Source organism: Curtobacterium sp. VKM Ac-2887 (genome assembly GCF_015350935.1).
In the GTDB taxonomy this organism is placed as follows: domain Bacteria; phylum Actinomycetota; class Actinomycetes; order Actinomycetales; family Microbacteriaceae; genus Curtobacterium.
In genome coordinates this window covers 20594-42872 of sequence record NZ_JADKSB010000010.1, presented here as the reverse complement: position 1 = coordinate 42872, position 22279 = coordinate 20594, and the positions used below count along the sequence as shown (strand labels likewise).

At 71.1% G+C, this 22279-nt stretch carries 24 protein-coding genes; 9 read left to right on the top strand and 15 right to left on the bottom strand.

Annotation, left to right across the window (positions count from 1 at the left end; all coding sequences use genetic code 11):
- Positions 1 to 7: 7 nt before the first annotated feature.
- From ITJ69_RS12830 to ITJ69_RS12810, 5 genes are all read right to left on the bottom strand, one after another.
- A complete protein-coding gene (locus ITJ69_RS12830) occupies positions 8 to 451 on the bottom strand; it encodes a Fur family transcriptional regulator (protein WP_123293457.1) in 444 nt (147 codons plus the stop codon).
- The gene (locus ITJ69_RS12825; RefSeq protein ID WP_194672942.1) at positions 448 to 1380 is read right to left on the bottom strand and encodes a metal ABC transporter permease; all 933 of its coding nucleotides are present in this window, start codon (positions 1378 to 1380) and stop codon (positions 448 to 450) included. The genes ITJ69_RS12830 and ITJ69_RS12825 overlap by 4 nt, the downstream gene beginning before the upstream one ends.
- A complete protein-coding gene (locus tag ITJ69_RS12820; protein WP_194672990.1) occupies positions 1380 to 2225 on the bottom strand; it encodes a metal ABC transporter ATP-binding protein in 846 nt (281 codons plus the stop codon). The genes ITJ69_RS12825 and ITJ69_RS12820 overlap by 1 nt, the downstream gene beginning before the upstream one ends.
- Before the next feature lie 47 nt (positions 2226 to 2272).
- Positions 2273 to 3184 (bottom strand): metal ABC transporter solute-binding protein, Zn/Mn family, encoded by a 912-nt coding sequence (locus ITJ69_RS12815; protein ID WP_194672941.1) that lies wholly within the window; start codon positions 3182 to 3184, stop codon positions 2273 to 2275.
- Positions 3185 to 3311: 127 nt separating this feature from the next.
- The gene (locus ITJ69_RS12810; protein WP_123293455.1) at positions 3312 to 4580 is read right to left on the bottom strand and encodes a PTS transporter subunit EIIC; all 1269 of its coding nucleotides are present in this window, start codon (positions 4578 to 4580) and stop codon (positions 3312 to 3314) included.
- Positions 4581 to 4758: 178 nt separating this feature from the next.
- Between ITJ69_RS12810 and ITJ69_RS12805 the strand changes: the two genes are divergently transcribed.
- Together ITJ69_RS12805 and ITJ69_RS12800 are read left to right on the top strand one after the other, a co-directional pair.
- Positions 4759 to 4995: a PTS transporter subunit EIIB gene (locus ITJ69_RS12805; RefSeq protein WP_071293232.1), complete on the top strand. Its 237-nt coding sequence runs from the start codon at positions 4759 to 4761 to the stop codon at positions 4993 to 4995.
- Positions 4992 to 5444: a PTS sugar transporter subunit IIA gene (locus tag ITJ69_RS12800; RefSeq protein ID WP_194648362.1), complete on the top strand. Its 453-nt coding sequence runs from the start codon at positions 4992 to 4994 to the stop codon at positions 5442 to 5444. Before ITJ69_RS12805 ends, ITJ69_RS12800 begins: the two co-directional genes overlap by 4 nt.
- Positions 5445 to 5531: 87 nt before the next feature.
- Here the strand turns inward: ITJ69_RS12800 and ITJ69_RS12795 are convergent, their stop codons facing one another.
- The 6 genes from ITJ69_RS12795 to ITJ69_RS12770 all read right to left on the bottom strand — a co-directional run bounded on the left by ITJ69_RS12795 (position 5532) and on the right by ITJ69_RS12770 (position 12070).
- Positions 5532 to 6266 (bottom strand): GntR family transcriptional regulator, encoded by a 735-nt coding sequence (locus ITJ69_RS12795; RefSeq protein WP_123293453.1) that lies wholly within the window; start codon positions 6264 to 6266, stop codon positions 5532 to 5534.
- A gap of 129 nt (positions 6267 to 6395) precedes the next feature.
- Positions 6396 to 6977: a GNAT family N-acetyltransferase gene (locus tag ITJ69_RS12790; RefSeq protein WP_194672940.1), complete on the bottom strand. Its 582-nt coding sequence runs from the start codon at positions 6975 to 6977 to the stop codon at positions 6396 to 6398.
- Between the two features lie 159 nt (positions 6978 to 7136).
- On the bottom strand, positions 7137 to 8738 hold the full coding sequence (locus ITJ69_RS12785; RefSeq protein ID WP_159570883.1) for a dihydrolipoamide acetyltransferase family protein: 1602 nt from the start codon (positions 8736 to 8738) through the stop codon (positions 7137 to 7139).
- A gap of 46 nt (positions 8739 to 8784) precedes the next feature.
- Entirely contained in the window at positions 8785 to 9744 is a 960-nt protein-coding gene (locus ITJ69_RS12780) for an alpha-ketoacid dehydrogenase subunit beta (RefSeq protein WP_111087054.1), read from the bottom strand.
- An 86-nt stretch (positions 9745 to 9830) separates the two neighbouring features.
- Positions 9831 to 10967, bottom strand: a complete 1137-nt coding sequence (locus ITJ69_RS12775; RefSeq protein ID WP_159570881.1) for a thiamine pyrophosphate-dependent dehydrogenase E1 component subunit alpha — start codon at positions 10965 to 10967, stop codon at positions 9831 to 9833.
- A 23-nt stretch (positions 10968 to 10990) separates the two neighbouring features.
- On the bottom strand, positions 10991 to 12070 hold the full coding sequence (locus ITJ69_RS12770; RefSeq protein ID WP_123293828.1) for a histidinol-phosphate transaminase: 1080 nt from the start codon (positions 12068 to 12070) through the stop codon (positions 10991 to 10993).
- Between the two features lie 72 nt (positions 12071 to 12142).
- Between ITJ69_RS12770 and ITJ69_RS12765 the strand changes: the two genes are divergently transcribed.
- From ITJ69_RS12765 to ITJ69_RS12745, 5 genes are all read left to right on the top strand, one after another.
- A complete protein-coding gene (locus tag ITJ69_RS12765; protein ID WP_111087052.1) occupies positions 12143 to 12541 on the top strand; it encodes a phage holin family protein in 399 nt (132 codons plus the stop codon).
- 47 nt (positions 12542 to 12588) lie between these two features.
- A complete protein-coding gene (locus ITJ69_RS12760) occupies positions 12589 to 13101 on the top strand; it encodes a low molecular weight protein-tyrosine-phosphatase (RefSeq protein ID WP_194648358.1) in 513 nt (170 codons plus the stop codon).
- Complete coding sequence (gene purB / locus ITJ69_RS12755; protein ID WP_194672939.1) at positions 13098 to 14483, top strand: adenylosuccinate lyase; 1386 nt, start codon at positions 13098 to 13100, stop codon at positions 14481 to 14483. The genes ITJ69_RS12760 and purB overlap by 4 nt, the downstream gene beginning before the upstream one ends.
- A gap of 182 nt (positions 14484 to 14665) precedes the next feature.
- Positions 14666 to 15784, top strand: a complete 1119-nt coding sequence (locus ITJ69_RS12750) for a hypothetical protein (RefSeq protein ID WP_159570875.1) — start codon at positions 14666 to 14668, stop codon at positions 15782 to 15784.
- A gap of 101 nt (positions 15785 to 15885) precedes the next feature.
- On the top strand, positions 15886 to 16713 hold the full coding sequence (locus tag ITJ69_RS12745) for a L,D-transpeptidase family protein (protein WP_235035800.1): 828 nt from the start codon (positions 15886 to 15888) through the stop codon (positions 16711 to 16713).
- A 140-nt stretch (positions 16714 to 16853) separates the two neighbouring features.
- Here ITJ69_RS12745 and ITJ69_RS12740 read toward each other — a convergent pair whose 3' ends face one another.
- Positions 16854 to 17768, bottom strand: coding sequence for a LysR family transcriptional regulator (locus tag ITJ69_RS12740; RefSeq protein WP_194672938.1), 915 nt, complete (start codon positions 17766 to 17768; stop codon positions 16854 to 16856).
- 71 nt (positions 17769 to 17839) lie between these two features.
- On the opposite strand from ITJ69_RS12740, the gene ITJ69_RS12735 reads away from it, so the two are divergent.
- A complete protein-coding gene (locus tag ITJ69_RS12735) occupies positions 17840 to 18811 on the top strand; it encodes an EamA family transporter (RefSeq protein ID WP_194672937.1) in 972 nt (323 codons plus the stop codon).
- Here ITJ69_RS12735 and ITJ69_RS12730 read toward each other — a convergent pair.
- Positions 18780 to 19757, bottom strand: coding sequence for an epimerase (locus ITJ69_RS12730; RefSeq protein ID WP_159570866.1), 978 nt, complete (start codon positions 19755 to 19757; stop codon positions 18780 to 18782). The genes ITJ69_RS12735 and ITJ69_RS12730 overlap by 32 nt on opposite strands.
- Position 19758: 1 nt before the next feature.
- Positions 19759 to 20424, bottom strand: a complete 666-nt coding sequence (locus tag ITJ69_RS12725) for a DUF4166 domain-containing protein (protein ID WP_194672936.1) — start codon at positions 20422 to 20424, stop codon at positions 19759 to 19761.
- A 47-nt stretch (positions 20425 to 20471) separates the two neighbouring features.
- Between ITJ69_RS12725 and ITJ69_RS12720 the strand changes: the two genes are divergently transcribed.
- Positions 20472 to 21392 carry a cation diffusion facilitator family transporter gene (locus ITJ69_RS12720; protein ID WP_123339948.1) on the top strand — a complete coding sequence of 307 codons (921 nt, stop codon included), beginning with the start codon at positions 20472 to 20474 and terminating at the stop codon, positions 21390 to 21392.
- Positions 21393 to 21598: 206 nt separating this feature from the next.
- On the opposite strand, the gene ITJ69_RS12715 is transcribed toward ITJ69_RS12720, so the two are convergent.
- On the bottom strand, positions 21599 to 22204 hold the full coding sequence (locus tag ITJ69_RS12715; RefSeq protein WP_159570860.1) for a hypothetical protein: 606 nt from the start codon (positions 22202 to 22204) through the stop codon (positions 21599 to 21601).
- Between the last annotated feature and the right edge of the window lie 75 nt (positions 22205 to 22279).

Below are 22279 nucleotides of genomic sequence, written 5' to 3'. Positions count from 1 at the left end.
GCGGACGCTACTCGCCGTCGGCGTCGCCGGTCCGCGGTCCGGCTGCGGCGGCAGATGCCGTGCACACCGCGCACTCGCCGAAGATGTCCACGACGTGGCTGGCATTCGTGAACCCGTTCGCGGCGGCGACGTCCTGCGCCCACTGCTCGACGGGGTCCGCCTCGATCTCGACGGTCCGGCCGCAGTTCCGGCAGATCAGGTGGTGGTGGTGCGCGTCCGTCGTGCACGCCCGGTACAGCGATTCGCCGTCCTGCTGCAACGAGTCGGCGTCACCCTCGGTCGCCAGGTCGGCGAGCGCCCGGTAGACGGTGGCGAGGCCGATGGTCGAGCCCTCGTCCCGCAGGTGCTGGTGCAGCGCCTGGGCGCTGACGAACCCCTCGGTGGAGTCGAGGGCACCGCGCACCGCTTCGCGCTGCCACGTGTTCCGCTTGACCTTCTGCACGGCGTTCATGCTGGTGCACCCACCTTCGTTTCGGCTGACGTTCCGGACGGGAGGCCCGGTGTGCCCCCGCCACGCTGGTCGCGGCGGACGACCCGGTCGCGTCCACGGCGGTCGCGCCGGGCCCCGACGATCCGGCAGACCACCCAGATCGCGAACGAGATGGTCGTCACGTAGGGGCTGATCGGCAGGCCGCCGCCGAGTGCCAGCAGGATGCCACCGACGACCGACACCACGGCGAACACCGTGGAGAGCACCGGCACGACGACCGGGTGCGAGCTGAGCCGCAGGGCCGCGGCGGCCGGGGTGACGAGCAGCGACAGCACGAGCAGCGCGCCGACGATCTGTACCGACACCGCGGTGGCCAGGCCGAGGACGAGCATGAACACGATCGCGAGCGTCCGCACCGGGATGCCGGCGGCCGCGGCCACGTCGGGGTCGACCGACGCGAACATCAGCGGCCGCCAGATGACGAGCAGGGTCGCGACCACGATGGCGGCGATGACGATGAGGAACGTCAGCTGCGGGTTGTCCACCGACACGATCTGGCCGGTGAGCAGCCCGAACTTGTTGGCCGCACGTCCCTTGTAGAGCGCCAGGCACAGGATGCCGAGCCCGAGACCGAACGGCATGAGCACGGCGATGATCGAGTTGCGGTCACGCGCCCTCGAGCCGAGCACCCCGATGAGCAGCGCCGCGATCACCGACCCGACGAGCGAGCCCGTGACGACGTTGACACCGAGCAGCAGGGATGCGCTCGCGCCGGCGAACGACAGCTCCGAGATGCCGTGCACCGCGAAGGGCATGTTCCGGGCGACGACGAACGGGCCGATGAGCCCGCCGACGATGCCGAGCACCGCGCCGGCCCAGATCGAGTTCTGCACCAGGGCCACGAGCTCGCCGTAGTCCTGGAACGAGAAGACCGTCGACAGGACGTCCATCAGATCCGCCCTTCGTCCGACGCCGGGGCGTGCGGGTCGACCTCGCCGTGGTGGTGGTCGTGCGCGTCGTTCGCGCCGACGATGACGATGCGTCCCATCGTGCGGACGACGTCGACGGGGGTGCCGTACAGGTCGCTCAGGACGTCGGCGCGCAGGACCTCGTCGGGGGAACCGATCCGGAACCGGCCGCCGGCGATGTACAGGACTCGGTCGACGACGTCGAGGATCGGGTTCACGTCGTGCGTCACGAAGAGCACCGCGGCACCCTGCTGCCGACGCTGCAGGTCGATGAGCTCGGTGACGCCGCGCTGGTGCCGCAGGTCGAGTGAGATGAGGGGTTCGTCGCACAGCAGCAGTGCCGGGTCGGCGGCGATGGCCTGACCGACGCGGGTGCGTTGCTGCTCGCCGCCGGACAGCTCGGCCACCGGGGCGTCCGCGAACGCGGTGGCGCCGACCTCGTCGAGGATGCGGTCGATGCGGGCGCGGTCGGCCTTCGACGTCGGCAGGACGCCCCACCGGTGGCCCGTCACACCCTGCGCGATCATGTCCCGCGCGCGCAGGGGGGTGCCGGCCTCCATGAGTCGCTGCTGCGGGATGTAGCCGATCTTCCGGTGCCCACGACGGACGGGCTGGCCGAGGAACGACATCGTGCCGCTCGTCAGGCGCTGCTGCCCGAGCACCGTGCGCAGGAGCGAGGTCTTGCCGGCGCCGTTCGGGCCGAGGACCGCGACGAACTCCCCCGGCGCGATGTCCAGGTCCAGGTGTCCCCAGAGCTTCCGTTCGCCGAAGGACAGCCCGGCGTCGCGCAGGGCCAGGACCGGACGGGCCGCAGCCCGGTCGTCCACCGAGGTGGTCGCCGGGCTGTCGGTCGCCGCTGCTGCGGTCGAGGTCGTCACTTCTGGAGCGCTGCCTTCACCGCGTCGATGTTCGCCTGCTGCCACGAGACGTAATCCTGCCCCTTGGGGAGCGTCTCCGTGACACCGACCACCGGGACGTCGTCCTGGTCGGCGGCCTTCTTGACCTGTTCGGTCTCGGCGCTCGAGGTCTGGTCGTTGTAGGCGAGCAGCGCCACGCTCTTGCCGCTGAACAGCGCGAGGGTGTCCTTGAGGGCTGCCGGCGGGACGTCGTCGCCCTCCTCGATCGCCTCGGAGAACGCTTCGGGGGTGACGTTGTCGAGACCGATCGCGTCGAAGAGGTAGCCCGGCACCGGCTCGGTGTACGCCACCTCCTCGCCGTCGTACGTCTTCTTCAAGTCGGCGGTCTGGGACTCGAGGCCCTCGAGTTTCGTCGTGAGCGCGTCGGCGTTCTGCTCGAACGTGGTCTTGTCGCCCGCGTCGAGCGCGGACAGGCGCTTCGTGACGTCGTCGACCAGCTTCACCATCGTCGGGTAGCTGTAGAACACGTGCTCGTTGAAGTCGGCGTCGCCACCCTTGTCCAAGCCGGACAGCTTCACGACGTTGATGGTGTCGGCCTTGGTGTCCGAGGCGTCGGCGAGCGTGGTCATGAAGTCGTCGTACCCGCCGCCGTTCTCGATGAGCAGGTCGGCCTTCGACACCGCGAGCTGGGTGCGGGCGCTCGACTCGAACGAGTGCGGGTCCTGCGAGGGGTCGTTCAGGATGCTCGTGACCGACACCTGGTCGCCGCCGATCGACTGGACGATCGAGCCGTAGACGTTGGTCGAGGCGACGACGGCGATCTTCCCGTCGCTACTGGCGTTGCCCGAGGCCGAGGAGGTCGCGCAGCCCGTCAGAGCGAGCGCGGCGGCGCCGGCGACGAGCGGGAGGGCGAGGAGGCGGTTGTGCATGCTCCGACGGTAGCGCTTGCTGATAACGATTGTCAAAACCGGTATCAGCGCTCTGGTGGTGACGACAGACGGACAGGAGGCGCGGTGCCAGCTGGCACCGCGCCTCCTGTCCGTCACGTGGTGACGTCTACGGCTTGGTGGCCGCGTCGATCGTGTTCTCGGCGATCGTGTCCTCTTCACGCCCGGGCGTGCGGAGGTTCCACTTCTTGATCACGAAACTGAACAGGAAGTAGTACACGACCGCGTAGCCGAGGCCGATCGGGATGAGCCAGATCGCTCCGTCCGCCTTGCCGAAGTTCAGCACGTAGTCGATCGCACCGGCCGAGAACGAGAACCCGTCGTGGATCCCGAGGGCGTTGACCAGCGCCAGCGAGGTCCCGGTGAGCACCGCGTGGATGATGTACAGCGGGAACGCCACGAACATGAACGAGTACTCGAGCGGCTCGGTGATGCCGGTCACGAACGAGGTGAGCGCGGCCGAGATCATGATGCCGCCGACGAGCTTGCGGTTCTGCGGCTTGGCGTTGCGCCAGATCGCGAGCGCACCGGCCGGCAGCGCGAACATCATGATCGGGAAGAAGCCGGTCTGGAAGATACCAGCGGTCGGGTCGCCGGCGAGGAAGCGCGGGATGTCGCCGTGCACGATGTCGCCGGCCGCGTTCGTGAAGCTGCCGAGCTGGAACCACGGGAAGAAGTTGAGCAGCTGGTGCAGGCCGATCGGGATGAGCATGCGGTTCGCGAACCCGAAGATGCCGCCACCGATCACGGCGTTGTCCGCAACGGCGGTACCGGCTGCCGTGAGCGCGATGTCGAAGTAGCGGTAGACGAATGCCATGAGCACGGCGATGACGAGACCAGCCGCAGCGGTCAGGATCGGGACGAGGCGACGACCGGAGAAGAAGCCCAGGAAGTCGGGCATCTTCGTGCGGTGGAACTTCTCCCACATGACCGCCGAGACGAGCCCCATCACGATGCCGCCGAGGACGCCGAAGTTGATGGTCGCCTGGTCGCCGTTCGCGTCCTTGACCCCCGCGAGCACAACCGGGGACATGACTGCGAACACCTGGTACATGACCATGTAGCCGACGACGGCGGCCAGAGCGGTCGTGCCGTCCGACTTCTTCGCCCACCCGATCGCGATGCCGACCGCGAAGAGGAGCGGCAGCCAGGTGAAGATGGCCTGGCCGGCAGCTGAGATGACCCCCGCGCCCGTCTCGAAGCCCGGGATCGCGCCGAGCAGATCGGGCTGCCCGATGCGGTTCAGGATGCCCGCGGCCGGCATGACCGCGATCGGCAGGAGCAGGCTCCGTCCGAGGCGCTGGGCGTTGGCGAACAGCCGGGACTGCTTCTTCGGCTTCTTCTTCTCCGGCACGTCCGTGGCAGTGGTGGCGCTCATCGGAGGTCCTCTCGTCATTGGGTGGAGCTGTCGGGGTGAGTTGAGTCGTGCAGCCAGCGCAGGTAACCTCGGCGGTGTCGCCAGGTCCGGTCCTGTCCGGTCATGACCAGTTCCGTAGTCTGAACCGAGACCGGTCCCGTGTCAACCTGGTACGAGAACCCTTAACGAGGAGGAAACGATGGCCGACATCAAGGCAGCCGACATCATCGCCGCGCTCGGCGGTGCCGACAACATCGAAGAGGTCGAGGGCTGCATCACGCGCCTCCGTGTCGAGGTGGAGGACGGCGACCTCGTCGACAAGGCCGCGCTGCAGGCTGCGGGCGCCCAGGCCGTCGTCGGCGGCGGCACCGGCTGGCAGGTCATCGTCGGCACCATCGCCGACAACCTCGCGCAGGACATCCAGGACGAACTGTGACGGCGGTCCGCACGCCGTTCGCCGGCCCGGTCGTCGCCCTCGCTGACGTGCCGGACCCGGTGTTCGCCGGCCAGCTCGTCGGCGCCGGTGTGGCCGTGGACCCGACGGGCGTCGAGGGCGCGGTCACCGCGGTGGCCCCGGTCGACGGCACCATCGTGAAGCTGCACCCGCACGCGTTCGCGCTGCAGGGCTCGGCGGGCACGGACGTCCTCGTGCACGTCGGCATCGACACCGTGAAGCTCGCGGGCGAGGGCTTCGAGCTCCTCGCCACCGAAGGCTCGACGGTCACGGCCGGCGACCCCGTCGTCCGGTTCACCCCCTCGGTGATCTCGGCCGCCGGCTACTCGCCGATCTGCCCCGTCGTGGTGCTCGGCTCCGCGCCGGACACCGTCGACCAGGGCACGGTGGGCACCTCGGTGCTCGACGGCGACACCCTGTTCGAGGTCTGACCCGGGCCTCCCCGGTTCTTCCTTGCCGAAGCGACTCTGTGCTGCGGAACGTTCGCAGCACAGAGTCGCTTTCGCGTTCGTGCCGGACTACGCGACCGCCGGGGTCGCGGTGACCTCCATCTGCACGCGGTAGCGGTCCGAGCGGTACCAGCTGCGGGTGTGCTCCACGGGGCGCTCCCCCGCGTACGACACCCGGTCGAACTCGAGCACCGGGGCACCGGTCTTCGTGCCGAGCAGGGTCGCGACGTCGTCGGCGGCCGGGTTCGCAGCCACCGTCTGCTGTGCCCGGTCGATCGGGGTGCCGTACTCGTTCGCGATGATCGAGTACACCGACCCGGACAGGTCGTGGTCGAGCAGCCCCGGGAACGCATCGGCCACGAGCCAGGCGTCGTCGATCGACACCGGAGCGCCGTCCGCCATCCGGAGTCGCTTCACGTGGAAGGCCGACACCTCGGCGTCGAGTCGCAGTGCCGCCACGGTGTCGCTCGGCGGCACGCGTTCCTCGCGCACCAGGACCACCGTCGTCGGGACGTGGCCCATCGCGCGCATCTCCTCGGTGAACGACGCGAGGTGCAGCGTCGACTGCACGGGGCGGTGCGCCACGAACGTGCCCTTGCCGCGCACGCGCTCGAGGTAGCCCTCGTTGACGAGCTGTCCGAGGGCTTCGCGCACGGTGATCCGTGAGACGCCGTACTCGGCGATGAGCTGGCGTTCGGACGGGATGGCGGCGCCGGGGGCCAGGCGGGCGGTGGCGAGGTCGAGCAGGATGCGCCGCAGCTGCTGGTGCTTCGGTTCGGCACCCTCGGTGATGCGGCTCGTCATGCGTCCCTCGTGCTCCGTTGCTGGTCCTGGGTGGTGGTCATGCGCGGACATGACCAGTTCCCATCACAGTAGCGAGTCGACCTCGGAACGCCAACGTGCGTGACGTTCCGCGTGGACCGGCGGGAGGGTTCAGGCGTTGCGGACGAGCCAGGCGAACTGTTCGTCGGAGAGCAGCCGGTCGGTCCAGACCTGCCCCTCGACCCCCGCGGCGGAGGACGTCTGCACCCCGGGAGCCCCCTGCCACACGAGTGACAGCCCGGCCCGACGGAGCACCGCAGCCGACGCCGGGTTGTTCGTGAGCACGCGACCCGTCACGGGGACGTCCGGCGCGGTCTCGGCGGCGGCTCGCACGGCAGCGAGGGCGATCTCGGACGCGAAGCCCTGCCCCCAGGCCGCGGGAGCCAACCGGTACCCGAGGTTCCAGACCCCACCGGCGGTCATGTCGACCCCGCCGACCCCGCCGAACGCGTGGTCTGCAGCCGTGCGGACAGCCCACGAACCGAGTCCGTGTCGGGCCCGACCACCGATCTTCCGCTGCACCAGGTCCACGCTCGAGCTCCGGGCGACGTGCCGACCACTCGGCAGGTGCTGCCAGGTGCGGGCGTCGGCGAACACCGCGTGCACGTCGTCGATGTCGGCCGGCGTGAGCGGGGTGAGCAGGAGGCGATCCGTTCGGATCTCCTGCGAGGGGGTCAGGAGCTGGTGGACCATGCCCCGATCATCCCCCGCACCACCGACATCCGTGTGAACACCACGCGACGATTGCGGAAGGCCGCAGATGGTGAGCAGAAATGGTCGAGTGGCTCGAAGCCACCCGACCATTTCTGCTCACGAAGCGGAACGACCGACGCGCCGGCCTCTGAACGCCACTCAGTCGAGCAGGAGCGCGGGCTCCTCGAGCACCGAGGCCACGTCGTGCACGAAGCGCGACGCCACGTCACCGTCGACGACCCGGTGGTCGAACGAGGCGCCGATGGTCGTCACCATGCGCGACCGGACCTCGCCGTCGACGACCCACGGTTTCGGCTTGATCGTGCCCATGGCGACGATCGCGACCTCGCCCGGGTTGAGGATCGGGGTGCCGGTGTCCATGCCGAACACGCCGATGTTCGTGATCGAGACCGTGCCGTTCGCCATCTGCTTCGGCGTCGTCTTGCCGTCACGGGCGGTGAGGGTGAGTTCCTCGAGCGCCTGCGCCAGCTCGAGCAGCGACATGTCCTGCGCGTCCTTGATGTTCGGCACGATGAGCCCGCGCGGGGTCGCTGCGGCGATGCCGAGGTTCACGAAGTGGTGGACGATGATCTCGCGATCGGTCCAGGTCGAGTTCACCGAACGGTTGCGGCGGACGGCCCAGATGACGGCCTTCGCCACGATGAGCAGTGGCGAGACCTTGACGCCGGCGAACGTCGGCGACGCCTTGAGCCGCTTGACGAACTCCATCGTGTGGGTCGCGTCGACGTCGACGAACAGCGACACGTGCGGTGCGGTGAACGCCGAGGTGGTCATCGCGGTCGCGATGGCCTTGCGGACGCCCTTGACCGGGATCGTCTCGCTGCGCACCTCGCCCCACTCGGGCGTCTCGATGTTGCGGAAGACGCTGGCCTGCTTCGCGTGCCGGATGACGTCGTCGCGGGTGACCTCGCCGGCGAACCCGGTCGCGACGATCTCGGTCAGTTCGACACCGAGGTCCTTCGCGAGCTTCCGGATCGGCGGCTTCGCGAGCACGTTGGTCGCGAGGGTCTGCTTGCGCGCGGGCGCGGAGGCCAGACCGGCAATCGCCTCGGCGGTGGTGTCCTCACCGGGATCGCTGGCGGCTTCGGCCGCTGCTTGCGCATCCACACTGGAGGCACGGCTCGCCTCGGCCGCGAGGGCTGCGGCCCGGCGGGCGCCCGGCTTGCGCCGCGACGGCGACGAGGTCGCCGAGCCGTAGCCGACGAGGACGGCGCCGGAGGACTCGTCCGTCCCGACGACGGAGGCGCTGTCGGCGACGGGCTGCACCGATGCTGCCGGTGCAGCTGTGGGCGCGGCAGCGACGACGGGAGCAGGTGCAGCAGCAGGTGCCGGGGCCGCCGCGGGGACGGGCTGGGTCTGCGCGACCGGAGCCACCGGGGCGGGCGCTGCCGGCGGGGTCGGGGCGACCACGGGCGAGGTCGGGACGCTGTCGGCGACCGGTGCCGGGCCTCCCGACTGAGCAGCTGGAGCGGCGACCGGCGCACCGGACGCGACCGACGCGTCGGACTCGACACGGATGATCGGCTTGCCGACCTCGACCGTGTCGCCCTCGGACACGAGCAGCCCGGTGACGGTACCGGCGAACGGCGACGGCAGCTCGACGAGCGACTTCGCGGTCTCGATCTCGACCAGGACCTGGTCGACGGTGATCTCGTCCCCGATCGCGACGCGCCACTGCACGATCTCGGCCTCGGTGAGGCCTTCGCCCACATCGGGCAGGGGGAATTCGGCGACGGCCACTGACGGCTCCTTCGGCGTTCGGACGAGTTGGGTCGGTCGAGCTGGATCAGTACGCGAGGGCGCGGTCGACGGCCTCGAGGACGCGGTCGGCGTCCGGCAGGTGCAGGTGCTCCAGCTTCGAGACCGGGAACGGGATGTCGAACCCGGACACCCGCAGCGGCGGCGCCTGCATCGTGTAGAACGCCTTCTCGGCGACCGTGGCGGCGATCTCGCTGCCGACACTGACGAAACCGGACGCCTCTTGCGCGATGACCAGGCGACCGGTCTTGCGGACCGAGGTGAGGATCGGGTCCCAGTCGATGGGCGAGATCGAGCGGAGGTCGATGACCTCGCAGCTCGTGCCCTCGGACTCGGCGAGCTCGGCGGCCTGCATGAGGGTCGCGACCATCGCACCGTGGCCGACGAGGGTGACCTCGGTGCCGGTGCGCGCCACACGCGTGGTGTGCATCGGGACGTGCCCGTCGACGAGGTCGACCTGGCCCTTGGGCCAGTAGCGCGACTTCGGTTCGAGGAAGACGACCGGGTCCTTCGAGGCGATCGCCTCTTGGATCATCCAGTAGGCGTCGTTCGGGGTGCTCGGGCTGACCACGCGCAGACCGGGGGTGTGCGCGAAGTACGCCTCGGGCGACTCCTGGTGGTGCTCCACGGCACCGATGTGGCCGCCGTAGGGGATGCGGATGACGACGGGCAGCGACATGTGCGCCGGCAGCCGGTTCGCCATCTTCGCGAGCTGCGAGGTGATCTGGTCGAAGCCGGGCCACACGAAGCCGTCGAACTGGATCTCGACGACGGGGCGGTAGCCGCGCAGGGCGAGGCCGATCGCGGTGCCGATGATGCCGGCCTCGGCGAGCGGGGTGTCCCGCACGCGCTCGGGGCCGAACCGGTCCTGCAGGCCCTCGGTGATGCGGAAGACGCCGCCGAGTTGGCCGATGTCCTCGCCCATCAGCAGGACCTTGTCGTCCGCCTGCATCGCCGCGGCGAGCCCGGCGTTGAGGGCCTTCGCCATCGGCAGGGTCGGGGTGGGGTCGCTCGGGACCTCGCCGGCGCCCGGGTGGGACCGCAGCGTGTAGTCGAAGAGCTGCTCGGTGGTGCTCATGCGTGGGCGCCCCCTTCGAAACCGGCCTCGTACTGTTCGAGCCAGGCCTTCTGCTCGGCGACCAGCGGGTGCGGCTCGCGGTAGACGTTGTCGAACATGACGTCGACGGACGGCGGGGTCAGCGCCACGGTGCGGCGGCGGACGTCGGCGGCGATGTCCTCGCCCTCTTCGTCGAACGCGGCGAACTGCTCGTCGGTCGCGCCCTTCGAGCGCAGGTACGCCTCGGAGCGGACGATCGGGTCGCGGCGGACCCAGTCCTCGAGTTCGCCGTCGGCACGGTACCGGCTCGGGTCGTCCGAGCTGGTGTGCGCGCCGATGCGGTAGGTGTCGGCCTCGATGAAGGCCGGACCCTGGCCGCTGCGGGCGTGGTCGGTGGCGACGACCGAGGCCGTGTACGAGGCGAGGATGTCGTTGCCGTCGATCAGCACGCTCGGGATCCCGAAGCCGCGGGGACGGTCGACGAGCGGCGTCGGCGACTGCACCGACACCGGCACCGAGATCGCCCAGTGGTTGTTCTGCAGGAAGAAGACGACGGGGGCCTTGGTCGACGCCGAGAACACGTACGCCTCGTTCACGTCGCCCTGGCTCGTCGCGCCGTCGCCGAAGTAGACGACGGAGCACGCGTCACGGTCGGGGTCGCCCGTGCCGACGTCGCCGTCGAGCTTCTGGCCGAGCGCGTAGCCCGTGGCGTGCAGGGTCTGCGAGCCGATCACCAGGGTGGAGATGTGCGTGTTGCCGCGCTGGTCCGGGTCCCATCCACCGTGGGTCTGCCCGCGGTACATCGCGATGATCTCCATCGGCTCGACACCGCGCTGCATCGTGACGGCGTGCTCGCGGTACGAGGGGAAGACGTGGTCCTGGGCGCGCAGGGCGAAGGCGGAACCGGTCTGCGCCGCTTCCTGCCCGTGACTCGGCACCCAGAGGCCGAGCTGGCCGGTGCGCTGCAGGTTGTGGCCGGCGTGGTCGAACCGTCGGGTGAGGACCATGCGGCGGTGCATCGCCAGCAGGGTCTCGTCGGGGATCGCCCGCGCGGCGGCGGCGAACTCGGCGTTCTCGTCGGACTCCACGAACCGACCCTCGGGGTCGAGGAGCCGGACGGTGGTCGTCGCGGGAGCCGCGGCGCGGAATGACATGCGGGCCAGCGTAGCGGCAGGCATCAGTCGGCCACCTGGAGGTCCCCCACAAGCGAGCGGGCCGTTTCGAGGAGCGTTTCCACAGCCTCGTGCTCGCCGATCGAGATGCGGATGCCCTCCGGCGGGAAGGCCCGCACGATGATGCCGGCCTCCTCGAAGGCGGCGGCCGCAGCGACCGTGCGGTCCCCCGTCGGCAGCCAGACGAAGTTGCCCTGGGCGTCCGGCACGGCCCACCCCTGCTCGCGCAGCTCGGTGACGATGCGGTCCCGCAGCGCGGCGATCTCGGAGACCCGCTCGAGCAGTTCGCCCTCGCGTTCCAGGCTGGCCAGTGCGGCCGCCTGCCCCTGGGCCGTGACGGAGAGGGGGATCGCGCACGCGCGGACCGCCTCGAGCACGTACACCGGGCCGAGGGCGTAGCCGACGCGCAGCCCGGCGAGACCGTACGCCTTCGAGAACGTCCGGAGGACGACCAGGTTCGGGTAGCGGGCCAGCAACGGGTGCCCGTGCACGGCGGCCTCGTCGGTGGCGAACTCGGCGTATGCCTCGTCGAGCACGACCAGCACGGACTGCGGCACCGCGGCCATGAAGGACGCGAACTCGGACTCGGTCACGATCGGGCCGGTCGGGTTGTTCGGCGTGCACACGATCACCATGCGGGTGCGGTCGGTGACGGCGGCGGCCATCGCGTCGAGGTCGTGGCCGCCGTCCGGCCGGTTGGGCACCTGCACGCTCGTGGCACCCGCGACGGTGACGACGCCGGGGTAGGCCTCGAACGACCGCCAGGCGTAGACGATCTCGTCGCCCGGGCCGGAGGTCGCGCGGGCGAGCTCGTGCAGGATCGCGACGCTGCCGGGGGCGACGTGCACCTCGTCGGCGGTCAGCCCGAAGCGGTTCGCGAGCGCGGCACGGACGGCCAGGGCGGTGGCGTCCGGGTAGCGGTTGAACGCGGTCTGCGCCTGCACGGCCTGGACCACCCCGGGGAGCGGTGGGAACGGGTTCTCGTTGCTCGACAGCTTGAAGGCGTCGTCGGCAGCCTGGCGTCCCTGCTTGTAGGCGGGGAGGACCGCGATCTCGGGCCGGATGTGCACACGCTCGTCAGTCACCTGCACAGGCTAACCCGCGGCCGTGCGGGCAGTGTCGGTGACTGCGCGGGTGTCGGAGGGCATCATGGGTGCATGCGATTCCTCGTCCGCCTCGTCGTCAACGCCGTGGCCCTCTGGCTCACCACGCTCATCGTCAGCGGCGTCTCCGTCACCGCGTTCGGCGACGGCGGGACCACGGCGACCGTGCTCACCTACCTGCTCGTGGCCTTCGTGTTCGGGCTCGTCAACGCCGTGATCGGCACGCTGATCCGGATCGTGGCGTTCCCGATCTACATCCTGACCCTCGGGCTCATCTCCTTCATCGTGAACGCGATCCTGCTGCTCATCGTCGCGGGCATCTCGGACGCGTTCGGCTTCGGGCTCGAGGTCGAGTCGTTCGGCTGGGGCATCGTGGGCGCCTTCGTGCTCGCCGTCTTCGCCTGGCTGATCGGGCTGTTCGTCCGTCCGGTGCTGAACCGCCAGCGGGCGTGACCCGGACGGACCTCGCGGAGGACCCCTCCCTGCGTCATGATGTGACCATGGCCCCGGACGTCGACGCCCCGTTCCGCGTCTCGTTCGTCTGCAGTGGCAACATCTGCCGGTCCCCCATGGCCGGCGTCGTCTTCGCGCAGATAGCGGCGGACGCCGGGCTCGCCGACCGCTTCCACGTCGAGTCGGCCGGCACCGGTGACTGGCACGTCGGCGAACCGGCCGACGAGCGCACGATCGCAGCCCTCGCGGCACGCGGATACGATGGCAGCAGGCATCGCGCCCGTCAGTTCGACCCGGACCGGTTCCCGGACCTCGATCTGGTGGTCGCACTCGACCGCTCCCACGAACGCGTCCTGCGATCGTGGGCACCGACCATGGACGACTCCGCCAAGGTGACGCTCCTGCTGCGGTACGACGACGCCTGGCCCCAGCAGCCCGACGTGCCGGACCCGTACTACGCGGACCGGCACGAGTTCGACCGAGTGCTCTCGACCGTCGAACGGGCCTGCCGGGCGCTCTTCCACCAGCTCGAGCCGGCCGTCCGTCAGGGAGCCCCATGACCCCCCTTCCCCCGCAGCCGATCAGCCCGCTCGACGGGCGCTACTACCCGATCGTGCACACGGTGGGCGAGCACCTCTCCGAGGCCGGGCTCAACCGCGCGCGCATCGTGGTCGAGGTCGAGTGGCTGGTCTTCCTGACCGACCACGCGATGTTCACCACCTCGCCGCTCAGCGTCGACGACAAGGCCGCGCTCCGGCGCATCGTCGAGACCTTCGGCCACGACCAGATCGCGGAGCTCGCCGAGATCGAGGCGACGACCCGCCACGACGTCAAGGCCGTCGAGTACTTCGTCCGCCGCCGGCTCTCGGAGCTCGGGCTGGACGCGATCGCCGAGCTCACCCACTTCGCCGCCACGAGCGAGGACGTCAACAACCTGTCCTACGCCCTGACCGTGCGCGACACCGTCGACCAGGTCTGGCTGCCGACGTACCGTGCCGTGCTCGAGAAGCTGCGGACCCTCGCCGTCGAGCTGCGCGCCGTCCCGATGCTCTCCCACACGCACGGGCAGCCCGCGACCCCCTCGACGCTCGGCAAGGAGCTCGCGGTCGTCGTCTACCGGCTCGAGCGCGTCCTGGCCCAGATCGAGGGCGGCGAGTACCTCGGCAAGTTCTCCGGCGCGACCGGCACCTTCTCGGCCCACCTCGCCGCCGACCCCGAGGCCGACTGGCCGACGCTGTCGCGCGAGTTCGTCGAGGGCCTCGGGCTCACCTGGAACCCGCTCACCACGCAGATCGAGTCGCACGACTGGCAGGCCGAGCTGTACGACCGGATCCGGCACGCCAACCGCATCCTGCACAACCTGGCGACCGACGTGTGGACCTACATCTCGATGGGGTACTTCACGCAGATCCCGGTCGCCGGTGCCACCGGGTCGTCGACGATGCCGCACAAGATCAACCCGATCAAGTTCGAGAACGCCGAGGCGAACCTCGAGATCTCGTCGGCGCTGTTCTCCACACTGTCCGAGACCCTCGTGACGAGCCGCCTGCAGCGCGACCTGACCGACTCCACCACGCAGCGGAACATCGGCGTCGCGTTCGGGCACTCGCTGCTCGCGCTCGACAACCTGCGCCGCGGCCTGGGCGAGATCTCGGTGAACGAGGCCAAGCTCGCCGACGACCTCGACCACAACTGGGAGGTCCTCGCCGAGGCGATCCAGACGGTCATCCGCGCCGAGGTCACCGCCGGGCAGTCGAACATCGAGGACCCCTACGCGATGCTCAAGGACCTCACCCGCGGCAAGCGGGTGACCCAGCAGGACCTCATCGTGTTCGTGAACGGCCTGGACATCTCGGACGGCGCGAAGGCCCGGCTGACGAACCTGACGCCGGCGACGTACACGGGCCTGGCGGACGAGCTGGTCGACCACCTCGACGTCTGACGTCGGGCGCCAGACGTCCGACGTCGGACGTCCGACTTCCGACGTTCCCGGACATCCGCGTGACGCGCGACGGTTCCTCACGTAAGCTCGCGACGGACACTGGGGGGACCGCGACGTCGCGGAGCACGGAACCGGGTCCGCGCTGCACCCCGCTCGGGTGTTCGAACCGGAAGAACCCATCCATGCGCCGTACCACCATCGCCACCGCCGCCGCGGTGACCGCGCTCGCAGCCGCGCTCGTCGCCCTCCCGGGCGTCGCCACGGCCGAGAACGCGCCGAGCCCGACCCCCACAGCGTCCCAGCAGTCCATCACGGGCACTGCGGGCGAGGGCACCGCTGCGAAGGCCTCGCCCGAGAGCCGTGCCGCGACGCCGGCCGGCACCGAGTGGGTCGCCGCGGACGACCTCACGACCTGGACGAGCGGCGCCTTCCCGGCGAACTGGTTCACCACGGGCGGCACGCCGACGTTCGGCGCGAGCGGCGCGACGCTGCCGACCGGCACGCTCCTCGCGCACGCCACGACCGGCAGCGCCGCGACCGACCTCACCGATGTCCGCAGCACGGTGAAGGCATCGCGGGAGGGCCTCGGCCTCGGCACCGCCGACCTCATCGCGTCGGGTGACGCCCGCTACGCACTGGTGGTCGACACCGCTGGTTCAACCGACAACGCCCCGGGCGACGGCGTCGTCCTGACCACCTCGGCCACCGGACCCACCGCCGTCGACGGCACCTGGACGGCCACGCTGCCGGTCGGCACCATCGCCGCGGGCACCGCGGCGACCCTCGCTGCCTTCCAGGCCCAGTTCGCGGCGACCACCCCGGACGCCACCATCAACGCGTACGGCGCGGTGACGCTCACCGGGACCGGCACGGTCACGGGGATCTCCCGGAACCAGGACAACACCTACTTCACCCCCGAGCCGACCGGCACGATCCGGGTGCAGACGCCGACCACGCAGTCGTCGCTCCGCGACCCGGGTGTGCAGGTCACCGCGACCGGCTTCCTGCCGGGTGAGAAGGTGCTGCCCGCGATCCTGCTGCCGGACCTCGAGTACGTCGGTGCGGACCAGGTCTTCACCGCCGACGCGGACGGCAACGTCTCCGGGACCGCCACGTTCAGCGCCGACATCCCGGCCGGCGACGTCGCCCTCATCCTGAGCGGGGACGACAGCGGCATCCTGGTCAGCTTCGCCGTGACGATCGTGGCCGACCCGACGACACCGGGCACCGACCCCACCCCGGTCGACGACCCGGCTCCCGTCGCGGTCCCGGTCCCGGGCAACGCGGCCTTCACCGGCTGATCCGCAGCACCGACCGAACCGACGTCCTCCGCGGCGTCCGACGGCGTCCGGCGAGTTCCACGCCGGGCGCCGTCGCCACGTCCGAACCGAGGAGCCGCACCGTGCCCCGACCGTCGTCGTCCCGCTTCCGCCCCGGGGTGCTCGCCGCTGCCGTGGCGATCGCCGTCGCTGCGGTGATCGTCGTCCTGGCGATGCGCCCGTGGTCCGCTCCGGCCGCCGCGCCCACCTCGGCGCCCTCGCCGGTCGCATCGAGCACGCCGACAGCGAGCGCGACCCGGGGACCGACGCAGACGCCGACGCCGACCGCGAGCCGCGGCCCGGTGGACGCGGTGCACGCCCCGGCGACGTCGACGGTCGCTGCGGTCCGCGGCGCGTCGATCGCGGTGCACACCGCCCCGGGCGGCGCGGTCACGACCACGCTGCCGAACCCCCAGGCCTCCGGCGCCCCGCTCGTGTTCCTCGTGGTGGCGCAGCAGGACGGGTGGGTGCAGGTGCAGCTCGCGCAGCGTCCGAACGGCAGCACCGGCTGGGTGGAGAAGACGTCCGTCGACCTGTCCGCCGACCCGTACGCGATCGTGGTGACGACGTCGACCAACACCCTCGACCTCTACAAGGCCGGCAAGGTCGTCGACAGCTACCCCGTCGCGACCGGTACCGGTGGGACGCCGACGCCGACGGGCCGCTTCGCCCTGACCGAGCTGCTGGCGCCGACGAACGCCGGGTACGGCCCGTACGCCTACGGCACGACGGCGTTCTCGGACGTGCTGAACTCGTTCGGTGGCGGCCCGGGACAGATCGGGCTGCACGGCACCGACGACACCTCGAGCATCGGTACCGCCGCATCGCACGGCTGCATCCGCATGCACAACGCCGACATCACCGCGCTCGCGGAGCTCCTGCCGCTCGGCACCCCGATCCAGGTGCGCTGACGCCCCTGGCGCTCACCGAGTGAGCAGAAGAGGTCGAGTCGCGGCGCGGCACCCGACCGCTCCTGCTCACGAAGCGGGTCTGCCGCAGCGCCCACGCGGCCGGGAGGCACGGCGTGCGCCCGGCAGTGGGCGCGACCGTCTCAGGTGGTGACGTCCAGGGCCTCGGCGACCAGCGCCTCCAGGACGGTGCGCACCACGGGGCGGACCGCACGGTCGGGGCGGACCAGCGCCTCGATCCGGCGCCCCGCCCGCACGTCGGCCAGCTCGGCCAGGTGGAACCGGCCGGACGCCCGCGTGCCCGAGGTGTAGCGGGGCACGAGCGCGACGCCGTGGCCCGCGGCGACCAGGTTCTCGATGACGGGCAGGTGGATCGTCCGGAAGGCGACGCTCGGCGGAGCGTCCGACGCCGCCGCCATCGCCTGCAGGACCCGGTCGATCGGGTACCCCTCCGGCACGCCGATCCAGGTCTCGCCGACGACCTCGTCGATCCCGACGCGCTCGCGACCGGCGAGCCGGTGCCCCGGCGGCAGGGCCACGTCGAGCGGTTCACGCAGGAGCGGGACCGTCTCCACCGATCCCTGGTCCGCCGGCCGCACCCCGTCCGAGCGGTGTCCGACGGCGATGTCGTGGTCGGCGGCGAGGGGTGCGAACTCCCCCTCGCTGACGTCCACGTCGACGAGCGTCAGCTCGATGCCGGGGTGCGCGCGCATCCGGGTGAGGACCCCGGGCAGCAGCAGTTCGGCCGCCGACGGGAAGATCGCGAGGTCGACGCTGCCCGTCGCGCCGCCCAGGTGCTCCTGCCAGGCGGCGTCGACCCGGGCGATCGCCGTGGCGACGCCGGTCGACAGTCCGGCGAGTACGTCGCCGTGGGCGGTGAGCCGGACGCCGCGGCCGATGCGCTCGACGAGCGGGACGCCCACCTGCCGCTGCAGCGTCTGCAGTTGCTGCGACACCGCGCTGGGCGTGCGGTGCGTGGCCTCGGCGACGGCGGTGACGCTGCCGCGCTCGGCGAGTTCGCGCAGGACGGCGAGCAGGTGCACGTCGAAGTCGATCATGCAGGGAGGCTACAACGTCGGTTGCGAACAATTCGCTGGTCCTACACCTTCGGAGCCGCCACGATCGGAGCATGACCACCCGTGACCGCCTCCTCGCCCTGGTCGTCGCCGTCGTCTGGGGCCTGAACTTCCCCGCGACCGCGCTCGCCCTCGAGCACTTCCCGCCGTTCCTGCTCGCGGCCCTGCGGTTCACGATCCTGGCGATCCCCACGCTGCTGTTCGTGCCGCGGCCGAAGATCCCGTTCGGGCGGCTGCTGCTCGTCGGGTTCGGGCTCGGGGTGCTGCAGTTCTCGTTCCTGTACCTGAGCATGGCGTCGGGGATGCCGTCCGGGCTCGCCTCGCTCGTGCTGCAGGCCTCGGCGCCGTTCACCGTGGTGCTCGCCGGGGTGTTCCTGCGCGAACGACTCACCGGACGACAGGTCATCGGTGTGACGATCGCAGTCGCCGCCCTCGGCCTGATCGCCCTGCACCGCTCGCAGACGGCGGCCCTGCTGCCGGTGGTGCTGGCGCTGTGCGGCGCGCTCGGGTGGGCGATCGGCAACGTCGCGACCCGACGAGCAGGAGCCGCGAACCCGCTGCACCTGACGCTCTGGTGGTCGGTCGTGCCGCCGATCCCGATGGCCGTGCTGTCGCTCGTGGTCGAGGGGCCGGACCGCATCGGCGCCGCACTCGGCACGGCCTTCACCGCCGAGGCGCTGCCGGCCGACCTCGGCCTGCTCTACATCGTGCTCGTCGCGACCCTGGTCGGCTACGGGATCTGGTCGCGACTGATGGCGACCTACCCGTCGAGCACGGTCGCCCCGTTCTCGATGCTCGTGCCGGTCGTCGGTGTGCTCGCGTCGTGGGCGGCCTTCGGCGAGGTTCCCGACCTGGTCGAGGTGCTCGCCGGCGCCGTCGTGGTCGGGGCGGTGCTGTGGTCGTCGCGACCGGCACGCGCGTCGGGTCCGGCGCACTCGTCGCCTTCCGGGGTCCCGGTGCCGACGCCGGTCGACGGGATCCCGGTACCGGTGCTCAGCCCCGGTGCTGGCGACGCTCCGCGATGATCCCGGCGAGCGCACCGCGCAGGTGCGGGTACCGGAACTCGTACCCCGCCTGGGTCAACCGCGTCGGCACCACCCACCGGCTCTTGAGCACCAGTTCGGTCTCGGTGCGGATCGCGAAGGACCCGACCTCGAGCATCCACCGCGGCGTCGGCAGTCCGAACCGGCGACCCACGGCGTCACGGATCGTCGCCATCACGGTCCGGTTGTCGGACGGGTTCGGGCTCGACACGTTCACCGCTCCCTCGATCTCCGGGTGGTCGCGGACGAACCGGATCGTGCCGAGCACGTCGGCGATGTGCACCCAGCTGAACCGCTGGCGACCCCGGGTCGGCCGGTGGTGGTGGTACGTCCCCGCCCGCAGCCGGGAACGCGTCGGCACCCAGGCGCCGTCGTACTGCGGCCCGCCGAGGCCCGCCTGCGCCAGCCGGAGCAGCGGCACGAGGGCGCTGCCGTCGCCGAACACGATCGCCATCCGGAGCGCCACCCGACGGGTCGACGGCAGGTCGGCGCCGAAGAAGGCGTCCTCCCACGCACGCGCCACCGAGACCGAGAAGCCCTCGCCGAGTTCGCCGGTCAGTTCGTCCTGGGGGCGGTCGTCGGCGTGGCGGTAGATCGTCGCGGTCGAGGCGTTGAGCCACAGCGGTGGGGGCTGCTCGGCGGTGCGGATCGCCTCGGCGAGCTCGAGCGTGGTGTCCACCCGGGAGCGCATGATCTCGGCGCGGTTGCGTCGGCCGTACCGGCAGTTGACGCTCTTGCCCGCCATGTTCACGACGAGGGCTGCACCGTCGACGAGCTCGCGGATGCGCAGGGTGTTCCCCCACACCGCGTCGCCCGTCCGGCCGACCGTGACGACCTGGTAACCCTCTTCGGTGAAGGCGTCCCGCAGGTACTGCCCCACGAACCCGCTCGCGCCCGCGATCACGACGCGGCCCTTCTGGTCGCTCATCTCATCCCCGTCCTGTGTCCGGCGCGATCTCGTACCGGAACGCCCCCTCGTACCGGTACAGCGTGCCGAGCACCGGCGCCGAGAGCACCAGGGACACGCGCTGCAGGTCCGCTTCGTCATCGAATCGTTCTGTGAGCAGGACCCGCGGTGCGATGCGGGCCGGAAGGCGCACCTCGCGTCCCAGCGCACGGAACGTCACGCGGGTGGAGACCAGGCGCAGGGCGCCCGCGTCCGGCCCGTGCGCGTCGACCTCCGCCCGGAGCCGGGCGCTGACGCGCCCGTGGCGACCGAGGTGGTCGACCAGGCCGTCCGGTTCGGCGGTGATGGCGTCCACCATCGTGCGGCTGCCGGAGCGGAACCGGAAGGTGCGGTGCGCGCGGACCGCGACCCGGGCCTCCCGAACCGCCTGCCCGCGACCGACGCGAGCCGGGCGGTTCTCGACCGTGAAGGGGACGTCCCGCTCCCAGACCGGGAACATGACGGAATCGCGGGCGAACACCGCGAGCAGCGGCCGGAACCACCGGCGGGGCGTGCCGACGACGTCGAAGACACCCTCACCGCGCCCGACGTGGCCGGGCGGGATCGCGCCGAAGTACGCCGACAGTCGCGGATGCAACCGGGCCAGCACGTCGGATGGTGTGGACAGCTCGTAGGGCGACCGGGTCACGTCCCGATCCTGGCATGTCGTCGGTGCGGATCCCTACGATGTGGCACATGGGTCACGACCACGGCGCAGGGCACTCGCACGGGCACGCATCCGAGCGCGCGCTGCTCATCGCGTTCTGCATCTCGGCGACGATCCTGCTGGCCGAGGTCGTCGGCGCGGTCGTCACCGGTTCCCTCGCGCTGCTGGTCGACGCGGGGCACATGGTCGTCGACACCGGTGGGCTCGGCATCGGACTCGTCGCGACCCGGCTCGCCCGCCGCAGCCCGACGACGCAGCGCACGTGGGGCTTCCAACGTGCCGAGGTGCTCGGTGCCACGGCGCAGGCGGCCATCCTGCTCGCGGTCGGCGTCTTCGTGATCATCTCGGCGATCCAACGGCTGTTCGTGCCCGCCGAGATCCACTCCGGGCCGCTGCTCGTGTTCGGGATCATCGGCCTCGTCGGCAACCTGGTGGCCTACGGCGTGCTGCTGCGGGCCTCGGGCGAGGGGTTCACCTCGCGCGCCGCACGGCTCGAGGTCCTCAACGACACCCTCGGTTCGGTCGCCGTCATCGCCGCCGCGATCGTGCTCATGCTGACCGGGTGGGAGCGCGCGGACTCGGTCGCCGCGATCCTGATCGGCCTGCTCATCCTGCCGCGGGCGATCCGGCTGCTGCGCGAGACCGCGAACGTCCTGCTCGAGTCGACGCCTCCGGGGCTCGACCTCGACGACGTGCGGGGACACATCCTCGAGCTCGAGCACGTCATCGCGGTGCACGACCTGCACGCGACCCTGGTGGCGACGGGGGTCCCGAACCTGACCGCGCACGTGGTGGTGGACGACGAGTGCTTCTCGACGGCGCACGCTCCGCGGATCCTCGACGAGCTGCAGCAGTGCGTGGCGGAGCACTTCGACGTGCCCGTGGAGCACTCGACCTTCCAGCTGGAGCCCGCGTCGCACCGGCGGCACGAGCACGAGGTACACGCGTAGGGATGCCGTGTGGGTGGCTGGCTCGTCGCACCCGCCGCACCTGTCGACGCGGAACGACTTCGTCGACGTCGTACGACATCGGCTTCGTCATTCGTTGCACGCGCGCACTGTTGCCGGTGCCCCGAGACGACATCCTCGCCGTCGTACGACATCGAGAGTGTCGTTCGGGGTCGGCGGACGCACTCACCCGCGCCCGCCCGCCCGCGTCAGCAGTCGTCGGTGCGCGTCGGGTACGCCGTGATGACGCGGTCGGTGGTGGCGGAGACGATGACCTTCACGAACGGGTCCGCATCCGGACGCGACCCGTCGTCGAACCGCACCGGTGCCGCGTAGCAGACCTTGCCGTCCCCGGCGTCGACCGGGAATCCTGCTCGCGGTGACACCAGCGCCGTCTGCACGGCCGTGAGCATCGCGTCGTCCCAGTCGCGGGAACCGTGGCCCGCGACGACCTCCTGCCAGTCGGCAGTGTGCCGCTGCCGGATGTGCTCGTAGCCCTGTGCCGACGTGCCGCACTGCAGGGTGACCTGGCCGAGCGCCGCGGTGTCGTACTGGGCGACGGCCGCCTGGGTCGTGGAGTCACACCGCGCCAGGGTGGCGTCGCCGGGCAGGTCCGGCCCGGTGCGTTTGATCGTGACGGTGCCGTCGCCGGAGGCGGTTGCCGCGTCGGTCGGCGTCCCGGAGCGCGATCCGGCACCGATGGTCGGGTCGTCCGCGCCCTGCCGCGCCGTCAGGAACAACCCGCCGACGAGGAGACCGGCGGCCACCACGGCCGCGATCCCCGTGATCACGGGACGGTTGCGGTTCTGGGGCACGCGCCCAGTATGCCGGGCGCGCGACCCGGACGACGGAACCGTGTTCCGGGATGCGACGGGCGGACGGGAGGCCCG

What these genes read in the sequence shown, in the direction of transcription:
- ITJ69_RS12825 (WP_194672942.1), bottom strand. Translation starts at nt 1,380, where the DNA reads ATGGACGTCCTGTCGACGGTCTTCTCGTTCCAGGACTACGGCGAGCTC.
- ITJ69_RS12815 (WP_194672941.1), bottom strand. Translation starts at nt 3,184, where the DNA reads ATGCACAACCGCCTCCTCGCCCTCCCGCTCGTCGCCGGCGCCGCCGCG.
- ITJ69_RS12810 (WP_123293455.1), bottom strand. Translation starts at nt 4,580, where the DNA reads ATGAGCGCCACCACTGCCACGGACGTGCCGGAGAAGAAGAAGCCGAAG.
- ITJ69_RS12830 (WP_123293457.1), bottom strand. Translation starts at nt 451, where the DNA reads ATGAACGCCGTGCAGAAGGTCAAGCGGAACACGTGGCAGCGCGAAGCG.
- ITJ69_RS12730 (WP_159570866.1), bottom strand. Translation starts at nt 19,757, where the DNA reads ATGAGCGACCAGAAGGGCCGCGTCGTGATCGCGGGCGCGAGCGGGTTC.
- ITJ69_RS12735 (WP_194672937.1), top strand. Translation starts at nt 17,840, where the DNA reads ATGACCACCCGTGACCGCCTCCTCGCCCTGGTCGTCGCCGTCGTCTGG.
- ITJ69_RS12780 (WP_111087054.1), bottom strand. Translation starts at nt 9,744, where the DNA reads ATGGCGAAGGCCCTCAACGCCGGGCTCGCCGCGGCGATGCAGGCGGAC.
- ITJ69_RS12790 (WP_194672940.1), bottom strand. Translation starts at nt 6,977, where the DNA reads ATGGTCCACCAGCTCCTGACCCCCTCGCAGGAGATCCGAACGGATCGC.
- ITJ69_RS12760 (WP_194648358.1), top strand. Translation starts at nt 12,589, where the DNA reads ATGGCCCCGGACGTCGACGCCCCGTTCCGCGTCTCGTTCGTCTGCAGT.
- ITJ69_RS12775 (WP_159570881.1), bottom strand. Translation starts at nt 10,967, where the DNA reads ATGTCATTCCGCGCCGCGGCTCCCGCGACGACCACCGTCCGGCTCCTC.
- ITJ69_RS12720 (WP_123339948.1), top strand. Translation starts at nt 20,472, where the DNA reads ATGGGTCACGACCACGGCGCAGGGCACTCGCACGGGCACGCATCCGAG.
- purB (WP_194672939.1), top strand. Translation starts at nt 13,098, where the DNA reads ATGACCCCCCTTCCCCCGCAGCCGATCAGCCCGCTCGACGGGCGCTAC.
- ITJ69_RS12750 (WP_159570875.1), top strand. Translation starts at nt 14,666, where the DNA reads ATGCGCCGTACCACCATCGCCACCGCCGCCGCGGTGACCGCGCTCGCA.
- ITJ69_RS12805 (WP_071293232.1), top strand. Translation starts at nt 4,759, where the DNA reads ATGGCCGACATCAAGGCAGCCGACATCATCGCCGCGCTCGGCGGTGCC.
- ITJ69_RS12795 (WP_123293453.1), bottom strand. Translation starts at nt 6,266, where the DNA reads ATGACGAGCCGCATCACCGAGGGTGCCGAACCGAAGCACCAGCAGCTG.
- ITJ69_RS12765 (WP_111087052.1), top strand. Translation starts at nt 12,143, where the DNA reads ATGCGATTCCTCGTCCGCCTCGTCGTCAACGCCGTGGCCCTCTGGCTC.
- ITJ69_RS12740 (WP_194672938.1), bottom strand. Translation starts at nt 17,768, where the DNA reads ATGATCGACTTCGACGTGCACCTGCTCGCCGTCCTGCGCGAACTCGCC.